Genomic DNA, 24,461 nt, shown 5'->3' with positions numbered 1-24,461 from the left:
GGGCGCGGTTGTTCTCCTTTCCCCCACAAAAAGGTCCGCCACCCCTTCTCCCCCGCTCTTCCCCCCCCGATGGGGGGGCCCCCACCACCCCCCCCCCGGGGGGGGGGGGGGGGGCCCCCCCCCCCCCCCGCGGCGTTTCATGCGGAGCTGTGGCAGCGGTAAACCACCTGATCGGGTGAACTGCGGACCGGCGAGGAGGCCGTGATCCCGGAGGGGCCGGCGAAGGGGTTCGCGATCGGTCCCGGGGTCACCGGCGGGCGGCGGGACTGACTCACTCCTCCCGCACGCCCTGGGCCAGCAGGCCCAGCTGGAAGCGGGAGGTGGCGCCGAGGGCGGTCATGACCTCGGCGACGCGACGGCGGTAGGTGCGCAGGGAGAGGCCGAGCAGCCGGGCGCCGGTCTCGTCGGTATGGCCGGCGGCGAGGGTGCGGAGGATGTGCCGGGCCTGCTCGGTGAGGTGCGGCGGGCGGGCGCAGTCGGCGAGGTCGGTGGCGGTCTCCCAGGTGGCACGGAACAGCGAGCGCACGCCGTCGACGACCTCCGGCGAGCTCACCACGGTGTACGTCCGGACGCCGCGCACCGGGGCGCCGGCCAGGATCGCGGTGCGCCGGTCGATGATGATCGCCTCGCGGGCCAGCGGCCCGTCGCAGATCCGGACCTCGATGCCCGAGGCGGCGATCCGCAGCAGCCGCCGCTCCGACTCCGGGTCGGCCAGCGCCCGCCGGGTGTACAGCTTGCGCATGGTGAGACCTGGGACGACGTGCGGCCGCTTGCCCTCGCGGAAGGCGGCGTTGACGCCGGTGGACCAGGTCATCAGGTCGGCGGCCGCGACCAGGAACTCCTCGCGGGAGCCGACGAAGAGGTGGCCGGCCTGCCGGACGAGCTCCTGCTCGCCGCGCAGCGTGATGATCCGATCAGTACTCATGGCAGCAAGCTGCCAGATCGGACGGCCGGTTGGCGAGCGGACCGGAGGCTTGATGCCATGACGACCTCACCTCATCTCACCGCATCCGGCTCCCTGCTCCTCGGCGGCGACCTGCCGGTGACCAGGATGGGCTTCGGCGCGATGAAGCTGCCGATGCGGGACTGGCAGGGCCCGGCCTGCGACCCCGAGCAGAGCCGCGCCGTGCTGCGCCGGGCGGTCGAGCTCGGTGTCGACCACATCGACACCGCCTGGTTCTACTTCTACAAGGACCTCTTCGCCAACAACCTGATCCGTGAGGCCCTGCACCCGTACCCCGAGAACCTGGTGATCGCCACCAAGGTCGGCCCGGGCCGGTACCCCGACGGCACCTGGATGCACCCGGCCGGCCCGGCCGAGGTGCGCGAGGCCGTCCACCGTAACCTCCGCGAGCTGGGCGTGGACCGGCTCGACCTGGTCTACCTGCGGCGGATGCCCAGCCAGTCGTCGATCACCGAGCCCTTCGCCGCCCTGGCCGAGCTGCGCGAGGAGGGGCTGATCCGGCACCTCGGCGTCAGCAACGTCAACGAGGCCCAGCTCGCCGAGGCGGAGGCGATCGCGCCGGTCGTGGCGGTGCAGAACAAGTTCAGCGTCCTGGACACCGAGCACGGTGACGGGGTGCTGGCGGCGTGCGAGGCCAAGGGCATCGCCTTCGTGCCCTTCTTCCCGCTGGGTGGCACCGGCGTGCCCGAGCACCCGGCGCTGCGGCGGGTTGCCGAGCGGCACGGCGCCACCCCGGCCCAGGTGATGCTGGCCTGGCTGCTCTCCGTCTCCCCGACGGTCCTGGCCATCCCGGGCACCTCCTCGCCGGCCCACCTGGAGGAGAACGTGGCTGCCGCCTCGCTGCGCCTGGGGTCGGAGGACCTCGCGGAGCTGAGGGCACTCGCCCAGGGCCAGTAGCCGTAGTCGGTAGGTAAATCCGTCTAATTCTGTGGGAGTTTCGCCGTCGAACCAGCGGGAAGGCCGCCGCCGACGGGGAATTCGCGGAATTACGAGGGGCCTTTCCATGCCACTGTCGTCGTCCAGGCCGAGCGCTTCCTTCCGTCGCGATCTCAGCGAATGGCGGATCGCGCTCGTCGCCTGGCGGCTGCTGGTCCTCCAGGCCTCCCACCCGGTGGTCTCGGCCGGGATGACCGAGCACTCCACCTATCGCGGCCACCCGTGGCGGCGGGTCGAACACACCATGGGCAGCGGCCAGCGGCTCTTCCAGGCGGACGAGGAGGCGCTCCACCGCGAGGTCGGGCGCCTCGACCGGGCCCACCGGCGCATCCGCGGCACCGCGCCCGGCGGCCGGCCGTACGACGCCGGGGACCCGGCCACCCGGGCCTGGGTGCTGCTCACCCTCTTCGAATCCGTCGTCACCATGCGGGAGTTGGGCGCAGACCCGTACACGGCGGACGAACTCGAAGCGGTGTACGCGGAGTTCACGGCGACCGTCGCGGCGTTCGGGCTGCCGGAGGGCGCCCTGCCGCGCACGGCGGCCGAACTGCCCGGCTACTTCCGCACGATGGTGCGCGAGGAGTTGGAGTTCACCGACCAGGCCCGCCACCTGCTGTACGAGATGCTGCACGAGGCGCCCTGCCCGCGGCGGCTGCACTGGCTCGGGCCGGTCGGCTGGCGGCTGCTGCGGGCGGTTGCCGCCCGGGTCGTCACCACCCTCACCGTCGCCGACCTCCCCGCCGTCTACCGCGAGCGCTTCGGCCTCGTCCGCACCCGCCGCGCGGCCCTCCTCTCCCGGCTGCTGCACCACGGCGGGCGGGCGCTGATGACCCGGCTGCCCGACCGGCGCCGCTACCGCTTCCAACGGCCGCCGGTGCCGGCCCAGCGGCGCCGGCCGCCCCGGCGGGACACCCGGCCGCCCCGGCTGGACCGCTTCTTCGACCAGGTCCTCGACCAGACCGGCGACGGCTACCTCACCGCACCCGACCTCCAGGCCATGGCGCACAACGTCTGCTGGCAGCTGGAGCTCACGGAGGAGGCCGAGGGCCGTGTCCGCGTGGCCTTCGACCGCTGGTGGGAGCAGCTCCGCGCGACCATGGACGCCGACGGCGACGGGCGGATCAGCCGGACCGAGTTCGTCGCCGCCACCCTGGCCGGCTGCGACCGCGACCCCGACTACCTCGAACACGGCCTGCTGCCCGCGCTGCGCGCCGTCTTCACCGCCGCCGACACCGACGGCGACGGCACCCTCGACGCCGACGAGTACCGCGCCGTGTTCGGCGGCCCGCGGGTCCACCCCGCCGACCTCTCGCACGGCTTCCGCCAGTTGGACACGGACGGGGACGGCACCATCACCGAGGCCGAGTTCCTCCGCGGCTTCACCGACTACTTCACCGCCCGCAGCCCCTCCACCGCCGGTACCCAACTCCTGGGGCGGCCATAGGGTTAGCCCTACTGCTCCGCGGAGGCCCGGAGGGCGGCGACGGTGTCGGCGACCAGGGTGCGGGCGGCGGCGACGGTGGCCGTCAGCTCCTCCCGGGTGCCGCCCGGGCCGGCGAGCAGGCGGCGGGCGCGCGGCCCGAAGCCGGCCGGGGCGGCGGGCAGGCCCGCGGCGACGTCGAAGGCCCCCTTCTCGTTGAGGCACCAGCGGCGCGCGTCCGCGTGCAGGGCCTGGACGAGGATGCCGACGGCGCGCGAGAGGCAGAGCGCGACGTACAGCGTGTCCGCCCGGGCCGCGCCCTTGGCCGCTCCGGCGAGCAGGAACTCCGCCTCCCAGGTGCTCGCGGTCAGCGCGGCCCGCAGTGGTTCCGGGTACTCGGCCAACTCGGCCTGGAGCGCCGCCAGTTCGCCGTTCGGGTCGGCCAGGATGCGCCCGACCGCCAGCTCGCCCGGGTAGCACGGCGACCAGAAGCCGAGCGGGTGCCCGGCCTGGACGCCGACCTCGTAGCGGCCGGCGCGGCAGTGCGTCCAGACCTGTCCGACCCGGTCGAGGTCGCGCAGGATCCAGTCCACCGCCGTCCCGTCGACCTCCAGCCAGGCCCCGCCGTTGACCCACGGGCCCCACTCGCCGGTCCCGGCCACCTCGACGCCGGGGCCGGCGAGCTCCCGCAGCGCCGCGAGGTCGGGCGCACCGCGGTAGTAGACGCCGAGGTCCCAGTCCGATTCCGGCCGGTGTTCCCCGCGGGCCCGGCTGCCGCCGAGTGCCACGCCCACCACGCCCGGGACCTCGGCCAGTTGCCCGGCCATCGACTCGATGATCGTCTGCATCGTCCGCATGGGAAGGAGTCTGGCACGGGCCGGAAATGCCCCTTGCGGGGGAGCCCGGGGTCGGTTCTAGGATCGGTGGTACGGCATCGCGTGTCGGTCACCGTCCGGGTGAGGCATGGAGGTAGCCCGTGAGTGCCTTACGGAGGCATTCGAAGCATGGCAGTCCAGTTCAATCACACGATCGTCCACGCCCGGGACAACCGGGAGTCCGCCGAGTTCCTGGCGGGAATCCTCGGCCTTGAGGTCGGGGCGGAGTGGGGACCGTTCGTCCCCGTGGCCACGGACAACGGCGTCACCCTCGATTTCGCGACGGTGCCGGCGGAGTCGATCGTCCTGCAGCACTACGCGTTCCTCGTCTCGGACGAGGAGTTCGACGAGGCCTTCGCCCGGATCGAGGCGGACGGCATCGCCTACTACGCCGACCCGCAGCTGAAGCTGCCCGGCGAGATCAACCACCACCACGGCGGTCGGGGCCTGTACTTCCTCGACCCGGCCGGTCACGGTCTGGAGATCATCACCCGACCGTACGGCAGCCACTAGTACCAAGAGGACGGTCCGGCGCCTGTCAAGCGCCGGATCGTCCAAGATCGCCGCGGCACTCGCCCGGCCGCTCGTTGTGGCGCCCCTGGGCGGCTCCGCAGACTGTGCGCACGGCACCGCCGGTCAATCCCACCCCGCCTGCAAACCACTCGTAAGCATGATGGATACTTCCCTTGTGAACGTGTTCACGTTCACAAGCGGACAAGCTTGCGTGGTTACGCAGCGGTCTACGGATATAGATGAAGTTTGTCCGGAATATGCCCTTATGGGGCAAGGCTGGAGAGAGGGCGACGTGGAACTGGCAATCGCTCACGAGACCATCGCGCGATGGCAATTCGGCATCACCACGGTCTACCACTTTCTCTTCGTCCCGCTCACCATCAGCCTGGCCGCCATCGTGGCCGGGCTGGAGACCGCCTGGGTGCGGACGGACAAGGAGAAGTACTTCCACGCCACCAAGTTCTGGGGGAAGCTCTTCCTGATCAACATCGCGATGGGTGTGGTCACCGGCATCGTCCAGGAGTTCCAGTTCGGCATGAACTGGTCGGACTACTCCCGCTTCGTCGGTGACGTCTTCGGCGCCCCGCTCGCGATGGAGGCGCTGATCGCCTTCTTCTTCGAGTCGACCTTCATCGGGCTCTGGATCTTCGGCTGGGACAAGCTGCCGAGGAAGCTGCACTGCGCCTGCATGTGGATGGTCTCGCTCGGCACCGTGCTCTCCGCCTACTTCATCCTGGCCGCCAACTCCTGGATGCAGCACCCGGCCGGCTACACGATCGACCCGGCCACCGGCAAGGCGCAGCTGACCGACATCGCGCGGGTGCTGTTCCAGGACACCACCGTCACCGTCGTGCTGCACACCCTGACCGCGGCCTTCCTCACCGGCGCGGCCTTCATGGTCGGCATCGCCTCCTTCCACCTCTGGAAGGCCAAGCGCAAGCCGGACACCGCCGACGCCAAGAAGATCGCCGTGATGCGGACCTCGCTCCGCCTCGGCCTCGTCCTCGCCGTCGTCTTCGGCCTCGGCACCGCGCTCAGCGGCGACTCGCTCGCCAAGGTGATGTTCCGCCAGCAGCCGATGAAGATGGCCGCCGCCGAGGCCCTCTGGGACACCCGGGCGCCTGCTCCGTTCTCGGTCTTCGCGGTCGGCGACGTCGGCAAGGGCCACAACTCGGTGGAGCTGGAGATCCCCGGGATACTCTCCTTCCTCGCCAACAGCGACTTCAGCTCGTCCGTCCCCGGCATCAACGACACCGCCAACGCGGAGGCCGCCAGGTACGGCGGCAACCCGAAGGACTACATCCCGAGCATCTTCGTCACCTACTGGGGCTTCCGCCTCATGATCGGCTTCGGGATGACCTCCTTCGTGGCGGGCCTGATCGGGCTCTGGACCACCAGGAAGCGGCGCTTCCTCGCGCCGGAGTTCCGCACCGGTGACACCGAGGTGCCCAGGCTGATGCTCACCCCCAAGCGGGAGCTGGGCCCCTTCCTCACCAAGTGGAGCTGGCGGATCGGCATCCTCACCATGGGGTTCCCGCTGATCGCCAACAGCTTCGGCTGGATCTTCACCGAGATGGGCCGCCAGCCGTGGGCCGTCTTCGGCCTGATGACCACCGCGAGCGCCGTCTCGCCGAACGTCGGCATCGGCATGCAGATCGGCGCGCTGACCACCTTCACCGCGCTGTACGCGATCCTCGCCGTCATCGAGGTCCGGCTGCTCGTCAAGTACGCCAAGGCCGGCCCGGTCACCTCCGAGCAGCCGCCCGCCGAGGACCCGTCGCTGCGCGGTCCTTCCGCGGGCGACGACGCCGACAAGCCGCTCGCCTTCGCCTACTGAGAACCGCCGAGAACCGCTGCGGGCCGCTGAGGACCCACTGAGGACCACTGAGGACTACTGAGGATCGATAGGACCGATTGACCATGGAACTCCACGACGTCTGGTTCGTCCTGATCGCCGTCCTCTGGATCGGCTACTTCTTCCTTGAGGGCTTCGACTTCGGCATCGGCATCCTGACCAAGCCGCTGGCCCGCAACACCGCCGAGCGGCGCGTCCTGATCAACACCATCGGCCCGGTCTGGGACGGCAACGAGGTCTGGCTGCTGACCGCCGGCGGCGCCACCTTCGCGGCCTTCCCGGACTGGTACGCGACGCTGTTCAGCGGCTTCTACATCCCGCTGCTGCTGATCCTGGTCTGCCTCATCGTCCGCGGCGTGGCCTTCGAGTACCGGGCCAAGCGACCGGAGGCGCGCTGGCAGCGGAACTGGGAGGAGGCCATCTTCTGGACCTCGCTGCTCCCCGCCTTCCTCTGGGGCGTGGCCTTCGCCAACATCGTCCGCGGCGTCGACATCGACGCGCAGAAGAACTACGTCGGCACCTTCTGGGACCTGCTCAATCCGTACGCGATCCTCGGCGGCCTGGTGACGCTGAGCCTGTTCACCTTCCACGGCGCGCTGTTCGCCGCGCTCAAGACGGTCGGCGGGATCCGGGAACGGGCGCGGGCGGTGGCGCTGTGGCTCGGCCTGGTGACGGCGGTCCTGGCGCTGGCCTTCCTGCTCTGGACCCAGGCCGACAGCGGCAACGGGTGGAGCCTGGCGGCGCTGGTGATCGCGGTCGTCGCGCTGGCCGGCGCGCTGACCGCCAACCAGCTGGGCCGCGAAGGCTGGGCGTTCGTCCTCTCCGGGGCGACCGTCGTGGCCGCGGTGGCGATGCTCTTCCTGTCGCTCTTCCCGGACGTGATGCCCTCCACCCTGAACACCGGCTGGAGCCTGACCGTTGACAATGCGGCCTCCTCGGCGTACACGCTGAAGCTGATGACCATCGTGGCCGCGGTCTTCACCCCGCTCGTGCTGCTCTACCAGGGCTGGACGTACTGGGTGTTCCGCAAGCGGATCGGTGTCCAGCACATCCCCGGGCACGACCCGGCCGCCGCGCTCGACCAGGCCTGACGCCATGAAGCCGGTCGACCCCCGCCTGCTCGGCCACGCCCGCACCACCCGTGCCTTCCTCGCCGGATCGGTGATCCTCGGCGGGGCGGGCGCGGCCCTGGTCGTCGCCCAGGCGAGCCTGATCGCCGAGATCGTGGTCCGCGCCTTCCAGCAGCGGGCCACGCTCGGCGAGCTCACCACCCCGCTGCTGCTGCTGGCGCTCACCGCGGTCGGGCGGGGGCTGGTCGGCTGGCTCACCGAACTCACCGCGCACCGGTCCGTCGCCCGGGTGAAGTCCACCCTGCGGCGCCGGCTGCTCGACCACGCCACCGCGCTCGGCCCGGCCTACCTGGCGGGCCGGCGCACCGGCGAACTCACCACCCTCGCCACCCGCGGCATCGACGCGCTCGACGACTACTTCGCCCGCTACCTGCCCCAGCTGGCGCTCGCCGTGGTCGTCCCGGTGATCGTGCTGCTGCGGATCGTCGGCGCCGACCTCGCCTCGGCCGCGATCATCGCCGGAACGCTGCCGCTGATCCCGCTCTTCATGGTGCTGATCGGCCTGGCCACCCAGGCCCGGATGGACCGCCAGTGGGCCACCCTCTCCCGGCTCTCGCACCACTTCCTGGACGTGGTCGCCGGGCTGCCCACCCTCAAGGTGTTCAACCGTGCCCGCGCCCAGGCCGCCGGCATCGCCCGGATCACCGCCGACTACCGCCGGGCCACCCTGCGCACCCTTCGGATCGCCTTCATCTCCTCCTTCGCGCTGGAGCTGCTCTCCACCCTCTCGGTGGCGCTGGTCGCGGTCTCCATCGGCTTCCGGCTGGTGGACGGCACGCTCGACCTGGAGACCGGGCTGCTGATCCTGATCCTGGCGCCCGAGGTCTACTTCCCGATCCGCCAGGTCGGCGCGCTCTACCACTCCAGCGTCGAGGGGCTGACCGCGGCCGACGAGCTCTTCCAGGTGCTGGAGACCCCGCTGCCGAAGGCCGGCACCGTCACCGCGCCCGCCCTCGGCGGCGCCGTCGTCGAGGCCGCCGGCCTCACCGTGCGGCACCCCGGCCGGACGGCGCCCGCGCTGGACGGCGCCGCGCTGACGCTGCGCCCGGGAGAGACCACCGCGCTCACCGGCCCGAGCGGGGCCGGCAAGTCCACCCTGCTCGCCGTCCTGCTCGGCCTCACCGCGCCGGACGCCGGCACCGTCACCGTCACCGCCGCCGACGGGCGCGCGTACGACCTGGCCGAGCTGGAGCCGGCGGGCTGGCGCCGGCAGATCGCCTGGGTGCCGCAGCACCCGCACCTGTTCGCCGGCACCGTCGCCGACAACCTGCGGGTCTACCGGCCGGACGCCGCCGAGGACGAGCTGCGGACGGCGCTGCGGGCCGCGCACGCGCTCGACTTCGTGCAGCGGCTGCCGCAGGGGCTCGCCACCGTGCTGGGGGAGGACGGCGCCGGGCTGTCGGCCGGCCAGCGGCAGAGGCTGGCGCTCGCCCGGGTGCTGCTCGCCGACGACCGTCCGCTGGTGCTGCTGGACGAGCCGACCGCCCACCTGGACGGCGAGTCCGAGGCGGCCGTGGTGGACGCCGTCCGGGCGCTGGCCGCCGACCCGGCGCGCACCGTGCTGCTGGTCGCCCACCGTCCGGCGCTGCTGGCGGCCGCCGACCGGCGGGTCCGGCTGGCCGGGCCCACGCTGCCGGAGGCCGGGCGCCCGCCGGTGCTCGCGCACAGCGGCCGGCCGGTGCCGGCCGCGGAGGACGGCGCGGAGAACGGCGCCGACGGGACCTTCGCCGAGCCGGTGAAGCCCCGGCTGGCGCTGTCCGTGCTGCTCGGCGCGCTCGCCCTCGGCTGCGCCGTCGCGCTGATGGCCACCTCCGGCTACCTCATCTCCCGCGCCTCCCAGATGCCTCCCGTCCTCTACCTGATGATGGCCGTCACCTCCGTCCGCGCCTTCGGCATCGGCCGCAGCGTCTTCCGCTACGCCGAGCGGCTGGTCTCGCACGACGCGGTGCTGCGCACCCTCGGCACGCTCCGGGCCGCCGTCCACCGCCGGCTGACCGTGCTCGCCCCGGCCGGGCTGCCCGCCTTCCGGCGCGGCGACCTGCTCTCCCGGCTGGTCTCCGACGTCGACGCCATCCAGGACCACTACCTGCGCTGGCGGCTGCCGGCCGCCGTCGCCGCCGTGGTGTCGCTGGCCGCCGTCGTCGCGATGGCCGCCTTCCTGCCCGCCGCCGGGCTGGTGCTCGGCCTCGGGCTGCTGCTGGCCGGGGCGGTGGTGCCCGCACTGGCCGCCCGCTGGTCGGCCGGCGCCGAGCAGCGGCAGGCCCCGGCCCGCGGCCGGCTGGCCACCGCCGTGGTCGACGCCTTCACCGGCACGGCCGAGCTGACCGTCGCCGGGGCGCTCCCCGGCCGGCTGGCCGCCGTCCGCTCCGCCGACGCCGCGCTGACCGGGCTGGCCGCCCGCTCGGCCGCCACCGCCGCCCTCGGCACCGGGCTGATCGCGCTGCTCACCGGCCTGACCGTGGCAGGCGCCGCGGCCGTCGGCATCCAGGGCGTGCAGGCCGGCGTGCTGGCGCCGGTCTGCCTGGCGGTGGTGGTGCTGACGCCGCTGGCCGCCTTCGAGGCCGTCACCGGGATGCCGCTCGCCGTGCAGGCCCGCCGGCGCAGCAAGGCGGCCGCGGCGCGGCTGGCCGAGGTGCTGGACGCGCCCGCCGTGGTCGCCGAACCAGCCGCCCCGGCGGCGCTGCCGGGGCGGCCGCTGCCGATCGCGGTGCGCGGCCTGACCGTCCGGCGCCCCGGCCAGGCGGTGGACGCGCTGGCCGGCGTCGACCTCGACCTCGCCCCCGGCCGCCGGATCGCCGTGGTCGGCCCGTCCGGCTCCGGCAAGACCACGCTGGCCCAGGCGCTGCTGCGGTTCCTGGACCAGACGGCGGGCAGCGTCACCCTCGCCGCCGGCTGTCCACAGGCTGTGGACAGCCGGGAGCTGGCCGGGGACGACGTCCGCCGGGTGATCGGGCTCTGCGCCCAGGACGCCCACGTCTTCGACAGCTCGCTCCGGGAGAACCTGCGCCTCGCCCGGCCCGCCGCCACCGAGGACGAGCTGCGCGCGGCGCTCGCCGCCGCCCGGCTGCTCGACTGGACCGACACCCTGCCGGCCGGGCTGGACACGATGGTCGGCGAGCACGGCGCCCGGCTCTCCGGCGGCCAGCGCCAGCGGCTCGCGCTCGCCCGCGCGCTGCTGGCCGACTTCCCGGTGCTCGTCCTGGACGAGCCCGCCGAGCACCTCGACCTGCCCACCGCCGACGCGCTCACCGCCGACCTGCTGGCCGCCACGGCCGGCCGGACCACCGTGCTGATCACCCACCGGCTGGCCGGCCTGGACGACACCACCGTCGACGAGGTGCTCGTGCTGGACGGGGGCCGGGTGGCCGAGCGCGGCACCTGGTCGGCGCTGCTGGCCGAGCCCGGCGGCCGGTTGCGGGCGATGCGGGAGCGCGAGCGCGAGGCGGACGGGCTGCTGGAGGAGAGCCCGGCCGGGCGCTGACGGTCGCGCCGCCCTTCGGCAGAAAACCGTACAAACTACGCTCGTCCCCATGGACCCCACGCCAGACCTGCCCGCCGCCGCCGCACCCCACCCGGCACCGGACCCGACGCCCCACCGGGTGCCCGAGATCTCCTCGCTCGGGCTGGACACGCTGGTCACCGAGGTGGCGGAGCGCCTCCAGTCGGCGGCCGCCGTCACCGACCGGATGCAGCGGCTGCTGGAGGCCGTGGTCTCGGTCGGCGCCGGGCTCGACCTGCACGCCACGCTGCACCGGATCGCCACCGGCGCCGCCGAACTGGTCGACGCCCGGTACGCCGCGCTCGGGGTGATCGCGCCCGGCGGGCACGGCCTGGCGGACTTCATCCACGTCGGGATCGACGACGCGACCGCCGCCGCGATCGGCGAACTCCCGGCCGGCCGCGGCATCCTCGGCGCGCTGATCGACCGGCCCGAGCCGCTGCGCCTCTCCGACCTCGGCGCCGACCCGCGCTCCTCCGGGTTCCCGCTGCACCACCCCGAGATGCGGACCTTCCTCGGCGAGCCGATCCGGATCCGCGACGAGGTGTTCGGCAACCTCTACCTCACCGAGAAGAAGGGCGGCGGCGCCTTCACCCCCGAGGACGAGCAGGTGGTGCACGCGCTCGCCGCGGCGGCCGGCGTCGCGATCGAGAACTCCCGGCTCTACGAGGAGGGCCGGCGCCGCGAGCGCTGGATCGCCGGCGCGTCCGCCGTCACCACCGCCCTGCTCTCCACCGACGAGGCGGAGGTCGCGCTGACCGTCGCGGCCGAGCAGGTCCGGGAGCTGGCCGATGCCGCACTCGGCATGATCCTGCTGCCGACCGCGGACGGCGACGAGGACGGGCAGATGCGGGTCGCCCACGCCTCCGGCGAGGCGGCCGAGTTCGTCCGCGGCGAGCTGCTGCCGCAGGACAGCTTCGCCGCCAGGCTCCTGCGGGGCGAGAGCGTCTACCTGGACGACATGTCCAGCGACCCGACCGTGACGATCCGGCTGGCGCGCAGCTTCGGCCCGTCGATGGCGGTGCCGATGGTCGCCGCCGGCCGGGTTCTGGGCGGTCTCTGCGTCTGGCGTCCGCGCGGCGCGCTGCCGTTCACCGACGCGGAGAAGCAGCTCGCCGAGACCTTCGCCTCGCAGGCCGCGCTCGCCCTGCGGCTCGCCGAGGGCCAGCGGGACCAGCAGCGGCTCGCCGTCTTCCAGGACCGCGACCGGATCGCCCGCGACCTCCACGACCTGGTGATCCAGCGGCTGTTCGCGACCGGGATGATGCTGGAGAGCGCCGCCCGGCGCTCCGTCGTGCCCGAGGTGCAGGTCGGTATCGGCAAGGCGGTGGACGAGCTGGACGCCACCATCCAGGAGGTCCGCACCACCATCTACGCGCTCCAGCACGACAACCACGGCGACGCGCCGGACACCCTGCGGACCAGGGTGCTGCGGGAGGGCAGTCAGGCCGCGGCGGCGCTCGGCTTCAAGCCCTCGGTGACCTTCACGGGCCCGGTGGAGAGCCTGGTCGGCGAGAAGACCAGCCGTCAACTGCTGGCCGCACTACGGGAGATGCTCTCCAACACGGCCCGGCACGCCCGGGCCTCCCGGGTCGGCGTGGAGGTCGACGCGACCGTGCACCTGGACGACGAGGGCCACCCGGTGAGCGGCGACCCGGAGTCGCTGGACCGCGCCGGGCGCCCCGGGGTGCTGCTCACCGTCACCGACGACGGCGTCGGCATCCCGCCCGGCGGCCGGCGCAGCGGTCTGCGCAACCTCAGCCGGCGGGCCGAGGTGCTCGGCGGGGACGCCTGGCACGAGCCGGGGCCGTACGGGAAGGGGACGAAGGTGCGCTGGACGGCCCGCCTTTGAGGCCCGCCTTCAGTACGTCTCGTCTTCGAACAGCCGGTAAGGGAGGCGATGGCCAGGGGGGCGGTTGGTGTGCAGTCGGTGAAAGTTTAACGAGGGAGAACTTCGCGGCCAACGGAGCAAGTTGTGCATTTCCCGCCCTTCCGGCGGGCTCGTGTGCACACATAGCTTTACTCCCGTCTCGGAGAGGTACCGGACTGGGGGAGTAGTGGACGCGTCGGGCCGCGGTCACACCGCAGCAGGGGCAAGTCGAGGGGGTTTCCGGGCCGAACGGGCGCCGGACGGCCGGTACCGCTGGCAACTCAAGGCGCCCAACGGCCGGATCGTGGCGATCACACCCGCCGCGTACCGGACGGCCGGCGAGGCCGAGCGCGGCTTCGACGGCTTACGCGCCGGCGCCGACGGCCTGGTCGCCCGGATCACCCATGTCCGGGACGGCATCGGCTGGATCTGGGTCGTCCCCGGATCGCGCAGCCTCCCCGAGGTGCGCTCCAGTCGTGCGTACGAGCGGTACGCGACCTGCCAGAACGCCTTCCGCAGATTCGTGGTGTTGCTGGCCAAGCATCCCGCCCTTGAACTCCCCGAGCGCGGCGGCCCGTTGAGATCCGCTGATGTGCCGAGAGCCCCCGATGCGCTGAGAGCCCCCGATGCCGCCCGCTGAGCGCCGCGGCCCGCGACTGCTGATCGTCCCCGCCCCCGACCGGTGCATCGGCTGGTCGCTGCGCGCGGCGAACGGCCGGCAGCTCGGAACCGGCGTCCGGACCTACCGCGACGAGGACGAACTCGCCGAGGACGTCCGTGAGTTGATCATCGAACGGGCCGCCCTGCGGTGCACCGTCGGGCAGTCCGAGGCCCGGCTCTGGGTCTGGACCGCGCACCTGCCGGTCCGCAGTACCCGCCCGGGAGCCGCCGCCGAAGGCGGCCCGGTCGCCCGCAGCGCCCGCGGCTACCTCCGGCGCGACCAGTGCCAGGCCGGCGTGGGCGGCTTCCTGGCCGGGCTCCAGTGGGTCGGCCAGGAGCTGCGCCGCACCGGCCGCGACGGCCGCCGGCCCTGGTGACCGGCCCGCCGTCGCTGGTGCCCCGCCCGCCGTCGCTGGTGCCCCGCCCACCCCGAACCCCCCTCCCCGGTGAAGCACAGGTTTCCGGCAACCCCCCGGGCCGCCACCTGGAGAAGAACGTCACCGGCCTCCAACCTGCGGCTTTCCGCCCTGCCACGACCATGCTGACCAGTCGCTAAACCTCTCTGAACCGATGAGTCGACATTCGCAGGCCGCCGCCGACGACCCTTCCGGCACAACCGGCGGGCCCGACAGGATCAGCCCTGCCGGAGCGGCCGCCGCGGACGCGGTCACCGGCCCCGGAACCCCGACCAGGGCCCGGGTACAGCGATGTACGTCTCTCCCACCGGAGGAACAGGAACATGCGCAAGACCGCTGCCAAGCTGCTCGCCGTTGCCGCCATCGCCACCTCGGTCGCCACCGTCGCCGCCGGCACCGCCGTCGCCGACCCGGCCGTCACCCCGGCCGCCCAGGACATCGTGAGCGTCGGCTCCGACACGACCCAGGCCGTGTCGACCCAGTTCTCGACCGACTACAACGCGTACCTGACCAGCATCGGCGACACCACCTCGCCGCGGTACTACAGCTGGGACGCGACCGGCTCCGCCACCATCACCCCGAAGTCCGGCGCCTCCGCCATCACCCGTCCAAACGGCTCCGGCGCCGGCATCACCGAGCTGAACACGGCCGGCTCCAAGGTCGACGTGGCCCGCTCCTCGCGTGCCCCGAAGGCGACCGACCCGGCCTCCGACATCTTCGTCGCGTTCGCCAAGGACGCGGTCACCTGGTCCGCCAAGGGCACCGGCCACGCCCCGGCGAGCCTGACCGCCGCCCAGCTCAAGGGCATCTACGACTGCTCCATCACCAACTGGACCCAGATCAACGCCTCGCTGCCGAACGCCACCATCAAGCCGTGGCTGCCGCAGGCCAACTCCGGCACCCGTTCCTTCTTCCTGACCGCGATCGGCAACCCGACCGTGGGCAGCTGTGTCCAGGACGGCCCGGAGGAGAACGAGGGCGTCGACTCCCGCCTCGCCGGTGACGACACCGTCTTCCCGTACTCGGTCGCGGCCTACCTGAGCCAGACCGTCGGCGGCCACGGCACCCCGACCTCCAACCCGGGCAGCCTGACCCTGCGCAACGTCGGCACCCTGGTGCCGGTCAACCCCACCACCAACACCATCAACGCCCCGTTCGCCGCCTCGGCCTTCGGCCGCGTGGTCTACAACGTGGTCCGCGACGCCGAGTGGACCGCCACCGACGCCCACGGCACCGCGCTGCGCGCGATCTTCGGCCCCTCGGGCTGGATCTGCACCAACGGCACCAACGACATCAAGAGCTACGGCTTCCTGCCCCTCCCGGCGACGGCCTGCGGCAGCACCACCCACAGCTGATCACCCGCCGATCACACCCGCACCACCCGGCGGCCACGGGCTTCGGCCCGTGGCCGCCGGCCACACCCGCCCGCCCCGCCCGCACCGGCCGTCGGGGCGGCCGGCTCCGGCCGCCCGGACCACCGCGCACGACCTCCCACCTCTCCCAAGGAGTTCAGCATGACCCGTACCCGCGCCCGCCTCGCCGCCACCGGTGCCGCCGCCGTCCTCGCCGTGACCGGGATGAGCGGTGCGGCCGCGGCCGACACCGCCCCGGCGGCTCCGACCGGCAGCGCGGTGGTGCACGAGAACACCGCGTTCCTGAAGGACTCGGCCCTGAACGGCGTGGTGGTCATCCCCCTGCCGACTGCCACCCCGTCCTACGACAGCGCCTCGGGCTTCTCCACGTCCTTCCCGGTGACCGGCGGTGACGTCAACCTCCAGGGCTACTACGGCAACGTCCAGCTGGGCGGCAGCCTGCTCTTCGTCAACCTCTACAACGGCAAGAGCGCGGTCTTCAAGCAGCTCGCGTTCAGCGCGGACACCTGGCAGATCACCGGCGTCCCGGTGGGCGGCACCGCCCCGGTGGCGCTGCTCGACCCGGCCGGCACCACCGACATCACCCGGTCCGGCGCCACCCAGACGGTGACCGCGGCCGACCTCAGGGTGGACGCCGAGGGCGCGCAGTTCGTGGACACCAAGCTGAACACCGCCTTCTTCAAGGGCGGCCAGTCGGTGGGCAACTTCTCGCTGACCTTCACCGCCGGCGGCTGACACCCGGCGGTGGCGCGGCAGTAGGCGGGTCCGTGCGAGTACGCGGGCCCGCCGTTCTTTTACGGAGTTCCCAACTCCTGTACAGAGTAGCTGCGTTGTGGTCTCGTACATCGGTACGACCGGATCCGGCCATGTACGGCTGGCCGAATGGATGCGAACCGGAACCGCCGGCCCGCTCGCCGCCTGATCCACTCTCGCGCCGCGTCACGGCGGTGCGCGTTCGCACGGAGGTGCCCGCCATGAGACTCCGACTACTGCCCGATGCGAGAGGCGGGAGGTGGCGCCGGAGGTTGCCGGCGATCGCACTCGTCTGGTTGGTGGTGGTGGCGCTCGGCGTGGCCCCCGTCGGCCTCGGCGCGTTGCCGCAGGCGCAGGCGGCGCAGTCCTCCTCCGTCACCGTGCAGGGCCCGAAGGTGTGGGACCCCAACACCTGGACGTACGGGCCCGAGGGCAGCGTCACCGTCTCGCAGACCGAGAGCCTCGGCAACCAGGTCCTCCAGGTCTCATGGAGCGGCTTCACCCCGACCATGAACAACATGGGGGAGCCCGCCAACGTGGTGCTGCCCAGGGACAAGAACACGTTCTTCCCGGTGCGGATCTACCAGTGCCGCGGTGCCGAGCCGAAGATCACCGACTGCTACGGCAGTTCGCTCTACAACGGTGACACCGCGGCCGGGTTCCAGCAGAAGAAGCGGCCGCAGGGCACCACGGCACCCGACTTCCCGAGCAACATGGCGATGGGCGTCACCGGAGTGGACGGGTCCGGCGAGGCGCGCATCGAGGTGTGGACCGCGCAGCAGAGCCCGTCGCTCGGCTGCGATGCCACCCACAAGTGCTCGATGGTGATCGAGGCGAACTACGGCGGTGACACGCTCGACGTCGGGAACGTCCGGAACGGGGCGGTGGACTGCACCGACCACGCCGCCGACCAGGACGGCTTCTTCAACACCGCCACCGACTTCGGGTTGGTGGGCTTCGAGAACCCGCACAACCAGTTCGTGACCGGTGAGCAGTGCGCCTGGGAGAACCGGGTCGTGGTCCCGCTGTCGTTCGCACCGACGCCCGGCGACTGTGCGATGGCGGCGTCCGGCTTCTCGTCCGCCGGCCTGGAGATGGCCAACCGGGCGGTCCAGCAGTGGCGTGCGGGTCTCTGCCTCGCCGACTCGCCGCTCTCCTTCCAGTACTCCTCCTCCGGCGGCGAGCCGCAGGCCCGGGCGGCGTTCCTGGGCAGGTCCGGAGTGGACGTCGCGCTGACGGCGCGCCCCGACACCGCGACCCCCGCCAGGCCGTACGTCTACGCGCCGCTGGCGACCAGCGGGATCTCGGTCGTCTTCCTCGTCGACGATCCGGTGACCGGCCGTCAGCTCCGGGACATGAAGCTGACGCCGCGGCTGATGGCCAAGCTCCTCACCCAGTCGTACGCGCCGCCGGGGCGAGTGGTCGCGTCGGTGAAGGGCAACCCCAGCTGCATCTTCCAGGACCCGGAGTTCAAGCAGCTGAACCAGTTCCCGGCGTCGAGCGGGATGCAGTGGCCGGCATCGTGCGCGCCCGCGGAGTTCGAGCCGACCGTCGTCGGTGGCACCACCGACCTGGTCCACCAGCTGACCTCCTGGATCGCCTCCGACCCGGAGGCCGTCCGGTTCCTGGACGGCGAGGACGACCCGTGGGGCATGCGGGTGAACACCTTCTACCAGCGGGGTGCGTTCTCCGGTTACCCGGTGGACGCCATCCAGCCGCAGGACTTCACCGGCCCGACGGACATCAGCGAGGCCGCCAAGAAGATGCGGCAGTACGAGTGGAACCCGGTGCTCGGCGGCCTCACCCAGGTCCTCCGGACGCTCCAGGAGAACCGCTCCACCTGCCAGCTCTGGCAGCCCGACGGCAGCGGCAGCCACCCGAAGTGCGATCCGATGGCCCCCGGCGACCGCAAGCTGTTCGCCATCATGGACAGCGGCCAGGCCAAGGCGTTCTCGCTCCCCGAGGCCGCCCTGCGGAACCCGGCCGGCGGTTTCGTCTCGCCGACCACCAACGGGCTCCAGTCGGCGGTGGCCGACATGCCGGCCACCGCCGCCACCGGCACCCAGCAGCTCCCGTACGGGGTGGCCGACACGGCGTTCTCCCGGGACACCCAGGCCTACCCGCTGACCACCGTCCAGTACGCGATGGTGCCCACCGGCGGGGTGGCGGCGGAGAAGGCGGCCGCGATCACGCGGTTCCTCACCACCGTCGCAGGCAGCGGCCAGGTCTACGGCGTGGAGCCGGGCAGGCTGGCGCCGGGCTTCCTCAGCCTGACCGGCAACCAGCGGCAGCAGACCCTCGACGCGGCGAAGCACGTCGAGAGCCAGGACGGGAAGTGGCCCGGCAACCAGGTGGCTCCGCCGGCCCCTCCGGCCGGTGGTGACGGCGGGACGAGCGGCGGGACGAGCGGCGGCTCCGGCGGCACGGGTACGGAGAGCGGGACGGCGGGCGCCGGCGGCACCGCCCCGGTGGCGGACGGCTCGACGTCCGGCGGCTCCGACGGTGGTACGTCGTCCTCCGGTGGCACCGGCACCGGCACCGGCACCAGCACCGGCAGCGGCACCGGCGGCCTGGGCGCCGAGAGCGGCACGGGCAGCACCGGCGGCACGGCGGCCGGTACCGCCGGCGCCGGGGCGGCAGGCGGTGCCCCGGCACCCGCCGCCGCGAAGCCCACCGCCTCGCCGAGCGCCTCCGCCGGCCCGCTCGCCGCCGCCCCGGTGGCGGCCGGCACCCCGGCGGCCGACCGGGCCGGCATGGCGCGGCTGCTGCTGCCGATCGCGGTGATCGCGGGCCTCGTGCTGCTGGTCGGCGGCCCCGCGGCGCTCTTCCTCGGCGGTACCCCCGCCGGCGAGCGGGCGGTGGCCGCCCTGGGCCGGACCTGGGCGCGGGTGCGCCGCCGGCCCTGATCCCGCAGCGGCAGTGACGACCCGGCGGGGCCGCCGTCCAGGCCCCGCCGGGCCCTCCCCGGGCGCCACCGCCCGGGGCCTCCCTGTACCGAGTACTTCCGTACCGAGCGCGCCGGAGAGCAGACCATGACAGCCGCCGCCGAGCCCGCGGCACCGTACGCCGGGGCTCCACGTCCACCAGATCACGATGTCCCCCGTGTCATCACCGCCCCTGCCACCCCCGGAGACCGGGTGTTCCGCGGGGTGCTGCGGGCGGCCGGGCTCTCGGTCTTCGCGATCATGGGGCTGATCGCGTTCTTCCTGATCCTGCGCGGTACGAACGCGCTGAACGAGGTGGGCTGGTCCTTCCTCACCGAGCAGAAGTGGCAGACCCAGGCGCACAACTTCGGCATCGCCGCGGTGCTCCCGAACGGTCTGCTGATCGCGGTGATCGCGCTGGTCATCGCGGTGCCGGTGGCGCTCACCACGGCCGTCTTCATCTCCGAGTACGCGCCGTCCTGGCTGCGCGCCACGCTGGTCTCCCTGGTCGACCTGATGGCGGCGATCCCCAGCATTATCTACGGCCTCTGGGGGCTGTTCTTCCTCCAGCCGCGGATCATCGGCTTCGTCCGCTGGCTGGCCAACCACCTCGGGGACACGATCCCGTTCCTCAAGGTGCGCACCGGCGACATCGGGACCTCGTACACGTCCTCCACCTTCATCGCCGGCGTGGTCGTCTCGCTGATGATCATCCCGATCGTCGCCTCGCTCAGCCGCGAGGTCTTCTCCCAGGCCCCGCAGGGCGAGCGGGAGGGCGCCTTCGCGCTGGGCTCCACCCGGTGGGGGATGGTCCGCACGGTCGTCCTGCCCTTCGGCCGCGGCGGTGTGATCGGCGCGGTGATGCTCGGCTTCGGGCGGGCGATGGGCGAGACCATCGCCGTCGCGCTGATCATCTCGCCCAACTTCAAGGCGATCACCCATGTGCTGGAGAACGGCGCCAACTCGATCTCGGCGCTGATCGCGCTGCGGTTCGGCGAGTCGGACGAACTCTCGCTCTCCGCGCTGATGGCGGCCGGGCTGGTGCTCTTCGCACTCACCCTGCTGGTCAACCTGGCGGCCGGCTTCGTGATCAACCGGTCCCGCTCCGGCGCGTCGACGGCGGACTGACCATGGCCGACTCCACCGCTCGCCGCCCGCTGCCGCCCCGCCGTGAAGGGACGCCCCGATGACCACCGTCGATCTGTCGCCGGCCTCGCCCGCCGCCCCGGCCGCCACCCCCGCGGGGGCTCCCGCGGACGCCGGACCGCCCCGCCCCGAGAAGCGGGTGAGGCTCGGCGGCGTCACCACCGAGGACGTGCTGACCGTGGCCGGTTCGCTGGCCGGTTCGCTGGCCCTGGACTGGATGCTCTACGAGCGGATCCTGCCGTTCAGCGGCGCGCTCGGCTTCCTGCTCTGCTGGTACGTCCTCTTCCTCGCCGGCTATTTCGCCATCGGCCGGCTCCAGTGGGGCCCGCTGATGGTCCGCGAGCGCCTGGTCTCCGTGGTCGCCTGGAGCTCCGGCGTGCTGGTGGTCGGTCTGATCGCCGACCAGATCGGCTATGTGCTGGTGCGCGGTCAGGAGGCGGCCAAGCACCTCAACTTCTTCACCGAGTCGATGGACCACACCGCCGCGCTCTCCCCGATCACCTCGGGCGGCGCGCTCAACGCCGTGGTCGGCACGCTCGAACAGCTCGGCCTGGCCACGCTGTTCGCCGTGCCGCTGGGCATCGCGGCGGCCGTCTTCATGTCCGAGGTCGGCGGCCGGCTGGCCCGGCCGGTGCGCACGCTGGTCGAGGCGATGACGGCGCTGCCGTCGATCGTCGCCGGGCTCTTCATCCTCGGCGTCGTGATCATCACCTTCGGTTTCGAGAAGAGCGGCTTCGCGGCCTCCCTCGCCCTCACCGTGATGATGATGCCGATCGTCACCCGGGCCGCCGAGGTGGTCATCCGGCTGGTGCCGGGCACGCTGCGGGAGGCCTCCTACGCGCTCGGCGGCAGCCAGTGGCGCACGGTGTGGAACGTGGTGCTGCCCACGGCCCGGCCGGGCCTGGTGGCGGCGGTGGTGCTCGGCATGGCCCGCGGCGTCGGGGAGACCTCCCCCGTGCTGCTGACCTCGGGGTTCACCTCGCAGTTCAACAGCAACCCGTTCAGCGAGCACCAGGTCTCGCTGCCGCTGTACATCTGGAACTACGTCAAACAGCCCTACCCCGAGATGATCGCGCGCGCCTTCGCCGCGGCCCTGACCCTGATGCTCATCGTGCTGGTCCTCTTCGTCACCGCGCGGGTCCTCGGCGGCCGGCGCCCCGGCCGGCTGACGCGCGGGCAGAAGCGGCGGATCGAGCGCGGCGCGCGCCGGGCCGAGCAGGCCGCCCGGACCGCCGCCGGCCTGGCCAGGCGGCCCGCCGTCCCGACCGGGGAGCACTGATGTCCCGCCCAACCGCCCTCCGTACCAGAGGAGTTCCCATGTCGTGGGAGGCCGCAAGCCGCCCCGTGGCACGCACGCTCGCCGTGCTGCTGTCCCTGATGCTCGCCGCGGCCTCCCTGCTGCCGGGGCTGAGCACACCGGCGTACGCGGCCACCGCGCTCAACGCCGACGGCTCCAGCTGGGCCGGACCGGCGATCGACCAGTGGCGCCAGGACGTCGCCCCGCAGGGCATCCAGATCAACTTCAACCCGATCGGTTCGGCCGCCGGCCGCAACCAGTGGAGCATCGGCCAGGACGACTTCACCGCCTCCGACGTGCCGTTCCGCTCCAGGACCGACACGGGGCTGGGCCAGGCCGGGCAGGCCGGTGGCGGCGGCAAGCCCGAGAACCCCCGGTACGGGTTCTCCTACGTGCCGATCACCGCGGGCGGGACGACCTTCATGTACAACCTGGTCGTCGCCGGCAAGCAGGTGCGCGATCTGCGGCTCTCCCCGCAGACGATCGTCGACGTCTTCACCGGCAAGATCACCAACTGGAACGACCCGAAGATCACCGCCGACTACGGCAAGCCACTCCCGGCCCTGCCGATCACCCCGGTGGTCCGCTCCGACGGCTCCGGTGCCACCGCCCAGTTCACCCGCTGGATGAGCCACACCCACCAGGCCCAGTGGGACGACTACTGCAAGAGCGTCAACGGCGTCTCCTGCGGCGAGTACACCGAGTTCTTCCCGCCGTCCGGCCGGATGACCGCCCAGAACGGCTCCGACGTGGTCGCCGGCTACATCAAGGCGCCGTCCGGCCTCGGCACCATCGGCTACGACGAGTACGCCTTCGCGAAGCGCAGCAACTGGCCGGTGGTGAAGGTGCTCAACCCGGCCGGCTACTACACGCTGCCGACCGCGTCCAACGTGGCCGTCGCCCTCACCGCCGCCAAGATCCGCGGCGTGGACGACAGCACGGCGGCCGACGACCCGGACTACCTGCAGCAGAACCTCGACGGCGTCTACACGATGAACGACCCGCGCTCGTACCCGCTCTCCAGCTACAGCTACGTGATCGTGCCGCGGGCCGGCGCGGCGCTCCCGCCGCCGCCGCGGTTCACCAACGACAAGGGCAGTGCGCTCAGCCGTTTCCTCGGTTACGTGCTCTGCGAGGGCCAGGGCGAGGCGGACGGCCTCGGCTACTCGCCGATCCCGCGCAACCTGGTGCGCGGCGGCCTGCTCCAGACCCAGCACATTCCCGGCAACGCCAGCCCCGTCGACCCCAACTCCCTCGCCAACTGCGCCAACCCGACCTTCAACGGGGCCGGTGAGCTGACCGTCCTCAAGGACGCCCCGCAGCCCAGCCCGTGCGACGCCAAGGGCGCGCCGCTGGACTGCACGGTGGAGGGCGGCAAGGCGGTGAAGGGCGGTGCGGGCTCGGGGTCCGCCGGGGGCTCCGCCGCCGGTGGGGCCGCGGCCACCGGCGGTACGGGCGGCACCGGCAGGACCGGCACCGGCAAGACGCCCGGCTCGACCGGCACCGGTGCGGGAGGCTCGGGAGGCACCGGTGGTTCCGGCGGCACCGGCAGCACCGGCGGCTCGGGTGGGGCGAGCGGGTCGGGCAGCGCCGCCGGCGGCACCGGTGAGGCGGCCGGCCGGCCCGGCGCCGGCGGCGACCCGGCCGCCGGGACGGGCGGCGAGGGCGGCGACCCGACGGCCGAGGACGTCGTCGACCCGCAGACCGGCCAGGTGGTCGCGCGCGGCCGGGGCGGCAGCGGCGGGGAGGTCGCGGCCAACGTGGTCGCCGTCGACGGGCGGCCCGAGGACTGGATGCTGACCACCCTCACCGCGCTCGAACTGCTCGCCGTGGTGATCGTTCCGCCGCTGCTCGGCCGCCGCCTGCTGCGGCGCCGCAACTCCGCCAGGGGCCGGTCATGACGGCCCCCGCGCTGGAGAAGCCGGCGGTCCCCGCGCAGCCGTCGGCGGAGCCGGCCCCCGCGCGGGCCTCCGCCCCGGCCGCCGGACCGGCCCGCGGCGGGACGGCCACGCCGGCGCGGCGGCGGTTCCTCCAGGGGGCCTGGGCGGTCAGCCTGCTGGCGGCGCTGATCACGGGCTTCGTCGGGTACCTCTTCACGCTGTCGCACGTCCAGGAGCAGCACTTCCAGTCCACCGCCCACAAGACCTTCCGGGACCAGCTGGCCCGGGCGGTCGCCCCGACCGGGGCCGCGGCCGACGGGGCGCCGGTGGCGCTGCTCGACATCCCGGCGATCGGCCTGCACCAGACCGTCGTGGTGGAGGGCACCACCGGCCGGGACCTCATGCGCGGGCCCGGCCACCGCCGGGACACCGCGCTGCCCGGGCAGGCGGGGGTGGCGGTCGTGTTCGGTCGTGGGGCCAGCTTCGGGGCGCCGTTCGCCGAGCTGTCCAAGCTCCGGGTCGGCGACAAGATCGAGGCGACCACCGGACAGGGCAGGTTCACCTACATCGTCAACGTGTACGGGGACGGCGACCACCCGATCACCGACCCGGTCCGCAACCGGCTGGTGCTGGTCACCGGGGACTCCGACTGGATCCCCGGCTCCACGGTGCTGGTCGGCGCCCGGCTGGACGGCGATCCCGAGGTCAACCCGGGCGGGCGGCCCGCCACCGTCCCCTACGACAAGGCGCTGGCGGCCGACAAGGGCGCGCTGGCCACGCTGCAGCTGTGGACGCTCGGGCTGCTCGGCGCGGTGGTGTCCGCCACCGTGCTGGCCCGGACCTGGCACCGTTCGGCCGCCTACCTGAGCCTCACGCCGGTCGTCGGCGCGCTGCTCTGGGCGGTCTACGAGAACGCCGCCGCCCTGCTGCCCAACCTCTACTGAAGCGCG

General features: G+C 73.1%; 18 protein-coding genes. 16 read left to right on the top strand and 2 right to left on the bottom strand.

Going from position 1 to position 24,461, the window contains the following annotated elements:
* Positions 1–271: 271 nt before the first annotated feature.
* Positions 272–925, bottom strand: coding sequence for a helix-turn-helix transcriptional regulator (locus ACZ6NC_RS22010; RefSeq protein WP_465735233.1), 654 nt, complete (start codon positions 923–925; stop codon positions 272–274).
* A gap of 57 nt (positions 926–982) precedes the next feature.
* On the opposite strand from ACZ6NC_RS22010, the gene ACZ6NC_RS22005 reads away from it, so the two are divergent.
* Positions 983–1,861 (top strand): aldo/keto reductase, encoded by an 879-nt coding sequence (locus tag ACZ6NC_RS22005; RefSeq protein ID WP_465735231.1) that lies wholly within the window; start codon positions 983–985, stop codon positions 1,859–1,861.
* Between the two features lie 106 nt (positions 1,862–1,967).
* Positions 1,968–3,344 carry an oxygenase MpaB family protein gene (locus ACZ6NC_RS22000; RefSeq protein WP_465735229.1) on the top strand — a complete coding sequence of 459 codons (1,377 nt, stop codon included), beginning with the start codon at positions 1,968–1,970 and terminating at the stop codon, positions 3,342–3,344.
* Between the two features lie 8 nt (positions 3,345–3,352).
* Here the strand turns inward: ACZ6NC_RS22000 and ACZ6NC_RS21995 are convergent, their stop codons facing one another.
* Entirely contained in the window at positions 3,353–4,168 is an 816-nt protein-coding gene (locus ACZ6NC_RS21995; protein ID WP_465735286.1) for a nucleotidyltransferase domain-containing protein, read from the bottom strand.
* Positions 4,169–4,324: 156 nt separating this feature from the next.
* On the opposite strand from ACZ6NC_RS21995, the gene ACZ6NC_RS21990 reads away from it, so the two are divergent.
* The 14 genes from ACZ6NC_RS21990 to ACZ6NC_RS21925 all read left to right on the top strand — a co-directional run bounded on the left by ACZ6NC_RS21990 (position 4,325) and on the right by ACZ6NC_RS21925 (position 24,455).
* On the top strand, positions 4,325–4,708 hold the full coding sequence (locus ACZ6NC_RS21990; protein WP_465735227.1) for a VOC family protein: 384 nt from the start codon (positions 4,325–4,327) through the stop codon (positions 4,706–4,708).
* Between the two features lie 292 nt (positions 4,709–5,000).
* Complete coding sequence (locus tag ACZ6NC_RS21985; protein WP_465735225.1) at positions 5,001–6,545, top strand: cytochrome ubiquinol oxidase subunit I; 1,545 nt, start codon at positions 5,001–5,003, stop codon at positions 6,543–6,545.
* Between the two features lie 83 nt (positions 6,546–6,628).
* Positions 6,629–7,654 carry a cytochrome d ubiquinol oxidase subunit II gene (gene cydB, locus ACZ6NC_RS21980; protein WP_465735223.1) on the top strand — a complete coding sequence of 342 codons (1,026 nt, stop codon included), beginning with the start codon at positions 6,629–6,631 and terminating at the stop codon, positions 7,652–7,654.
* Positions 7,655–7,658: 4 nt separating this feature from the next.
* The gene (gene cydD, locus ACZ6NC_RS21975) at positions 7,659–11,174 is read left to right on the top strand and encodes a thiol reductant ABC exporter subunit CydD (RefSeq protein WP_465735221.1); all 3,516 of its coding nucleotides are present in this window, start codon (positions 7,659–7,661) and stop codon (positions 11,172–11,174) included.
* Between the two features lie 49 nt (positions 11,175–11,223).
* Positions 11,224–13,044 carry a sensor histidine kinase gene (locus ACZ6NC_RS21970; protein WP_465735219.1) on the top strand — a complete coding sequence of 607 codons (1,821 nt, stop codon included), beginning with the start codon at positions 11,224–11,226 and terminating at the stop codon, positions 13,042–13,044.
* A gap of 322 nt (positions 13,045–13,366) precedes the next feature.
* A complete protein-coding gene (locus tag ACZ6NC_RS21965; RefSeq protein WP_465735217.1) occupies positions 13,367–13,702 on the top strand; it encodes a hypothetical protein in 336 nt (111 codons plus the stop codon).
* A complete protein-coding gene (locus ACZ6NC_RS21960) occupies positions 13,689–14,099 on the top strand; it encodes a hypothetical protein (RefSeq protein ID WP_465735215.1) in 411 nt (136 codons plus the stop codon). The genes ACZ6NC_RS21965 and ACZ6NC_RS21960 overlap by 14 nt, the downstream gene beginning before the upstream one ends.
* A 362-nt stretch (positions 14,100–14,461) precedes the next feature.
* Complete coding sequence (locus ACZ6NC_RS21955) at positions 14,462–15,493, top strand: PstS family phosphate ABC transporter substrate-binding protein (RefSeq protein ID WP_465735213.1); 1,032 nt, start codon at positions 14,462–14,464, stop codon at positions 15,491–15,493.
* 159 nt (positions 15,494–15,652) lie between these two features.
* On the top strand, positions 15,653–16,246 hold the full coding sequence (locus ACZ6NC_RS21950) for a hypothetical protein (protein WP_465735211.1): 594 nt from the start codon (positions 15,653–15,655) through the stop codon (positions 16,244–16,246).
* A gap of 290 nt (positions 16,247–16,536) precedes the next feature.
* Positions 16,537–19,170: a hypothetical protein gene (locus ACZ6NC_RS21945; protein WP_465735209.1), complete on the top strand. Its 2,634-nt coding sequence runs from the start codon at positions 16,537–16,539 to the stop codon at positions 19,168–19,170.
* Between the two features lie 231 nt (positions 19,171–19,401).
* Entirely contained in the window at positions 19,402–20,316 is a 915-nt protein-coding gene (gene pstC / locus ACZ6NC_RS21940) for a phosphate ABC transporter permease subunit PstC (protein WP_465735207.1), read from the top strand.
* A gap of 58 nt (positions 20,317–20,374) precedes the next feature.
* Positions 20,375–21,613, top strand: a complete 1,239-nt coding sequence (gene pstA, locus ACZ6NC_RS21935) for a phosphate ABC transporter permease PstA (protein ID WP_465735205.1) — start codon at positions 20,375–20,377, stop codon at positions 21,611–21,613.
* 38 nt (positions 21,614–21,651) lie between these two features.
* A complete protein-coding gene (locus ACZ6NC_RS21930) occupies positions 21,652–23,532 on the top strand; it encodes a substrate-binding domain-containing protein (protein ID WP_465735203.1) in 1,881 nt (626 codons plus the stop codon).
* Positions 23,529–24,455 (top strand): sortase, encoded by a 927-nt coding sequence (locus tag ACZ6NC_RS21925; protein WP_465735201.1) that lies wholly within the window; start codon positions 23,529–23,531, stop codon positions 24,453–24,455. The genes ACZ6NC_RS21930 and ACZ6NC_RS21925 overlap by 4 nt, the downstream gene beginning before the upstream one ends.
* Positions 24,456–24,461 lie beyond the last annotated feature (6 nt).

Source organism: Kitasatospora sp. NPDC041988, assembly GCF_055588525.1.
Note: the sequence above shows the minus strand (reverse complement) of the source record. Positions and strands in the feature narration are given on the sequence as shown.

Excerpts from the sequence above, each read along its gene's own strand:
- ACZ6NC_RS22010 (WP_465735233.1), bottom strand. The coding sequence starts at position 925 with ATGAGTACTGATCGGATCATCACGCTGCGCGGCGAGCAGGAGCTCGTC.
- ACZ6NC_RS22005 (WP_465735231.1), top strand. The coding sequence starts at position 983 with ATGACGACCTCACCTCATCTCACCGCATCCGGCTCCCTGCTCCTCGGC.
- ACZ6NC_RS22000 (WP_465735229.1), top strand. The coding sequence starts at position 1,968 with ATGCCACTGTCGTCGTCCAGGCCGAGCGCTTCCTTCCGTCGCGATCTC.
- ACZ6NC_RS21995 (WP_465735286.1), bottom strand. The coding sequence starts at position 4,168 with ATGCAGACGATCATCGAGTCGATGGCCGGGCAACTGGCCGAGGTCCCG.
- ACZ6NC_RS21990 (WP_465735227.1), top strand. The coding sequence starts at position 4,325 with ATGGCAGTCCAGTTCAATCACACGATCGTCCACGCCCGGGACAACCGG.
- cydB (WP_465735223.1), top strand. The coding sequence starts at position 6,629 with ATGGAACTCCACGACGTCTGGTTCGTCCTGATCGCCGTCCTCTGGATC.
- cydD (WP_465735221.1), top strand. The coding sequence starts at position 7,659 with ATGAAGCCGGTCGACCCCCGCCTGCTCGGCCACGCCCGCACCACCCGT.
- ACZ6NC_RS21970 (WP_465735219.1), top strand. The coding sequence starts at position 11,224 with ATGGACCCCACGCCAGACCTGCCCGCCGCCGCCGCACCCCACCCGGCA.
- ACZ6NC_RS21960 (WP_465735215.1), top strand. The coding sequence starts at position 13,689 with ATGCCGCCCGCTGAGCGCCGCGGCCCGCGACTGCTGATCGTCCCCGCC.
- ACZ6NC_RS21955 (WP_465735213.1), top strand. The coding sequence starts at position 14,462 with ATGCGCAAGACCGCTGCCAAGCTGCTCGCCGTTGCCGCCATCGCCACC.
- ACZ6NC_RS21950 (WP_465735211.1), top strand. The coding sequence starts at position 15,653 with ATGACCCGTACCCGCGCCCGCCTCGCCGCCACCGGTGCCGCCGCCGTC.
- pstA (WP_465735205.1), top strand. The coding sequence starts at position 20,375 with ATGACCACCGTCGATCTGTCGCCGGCCTCGCCCGCCGCCCCGGCCGCC.
- ACZ6NC_RS21930 (WP_465735203.1), top strand. The coding sequence starts at position 21,652 with ATGTCGTGGGAGGCCGCAAGCCGCCCCGTGGCACGCACGCTCGCCGTG.
- ACZ6NC_RS21925 (WP_465735201.1), top strand. The coding sequence starts at position 23,529 with ATGACGGCCCCCGCGCTGGAGAAGCCGGCGGTCCCCGCGCAGCCGTCG.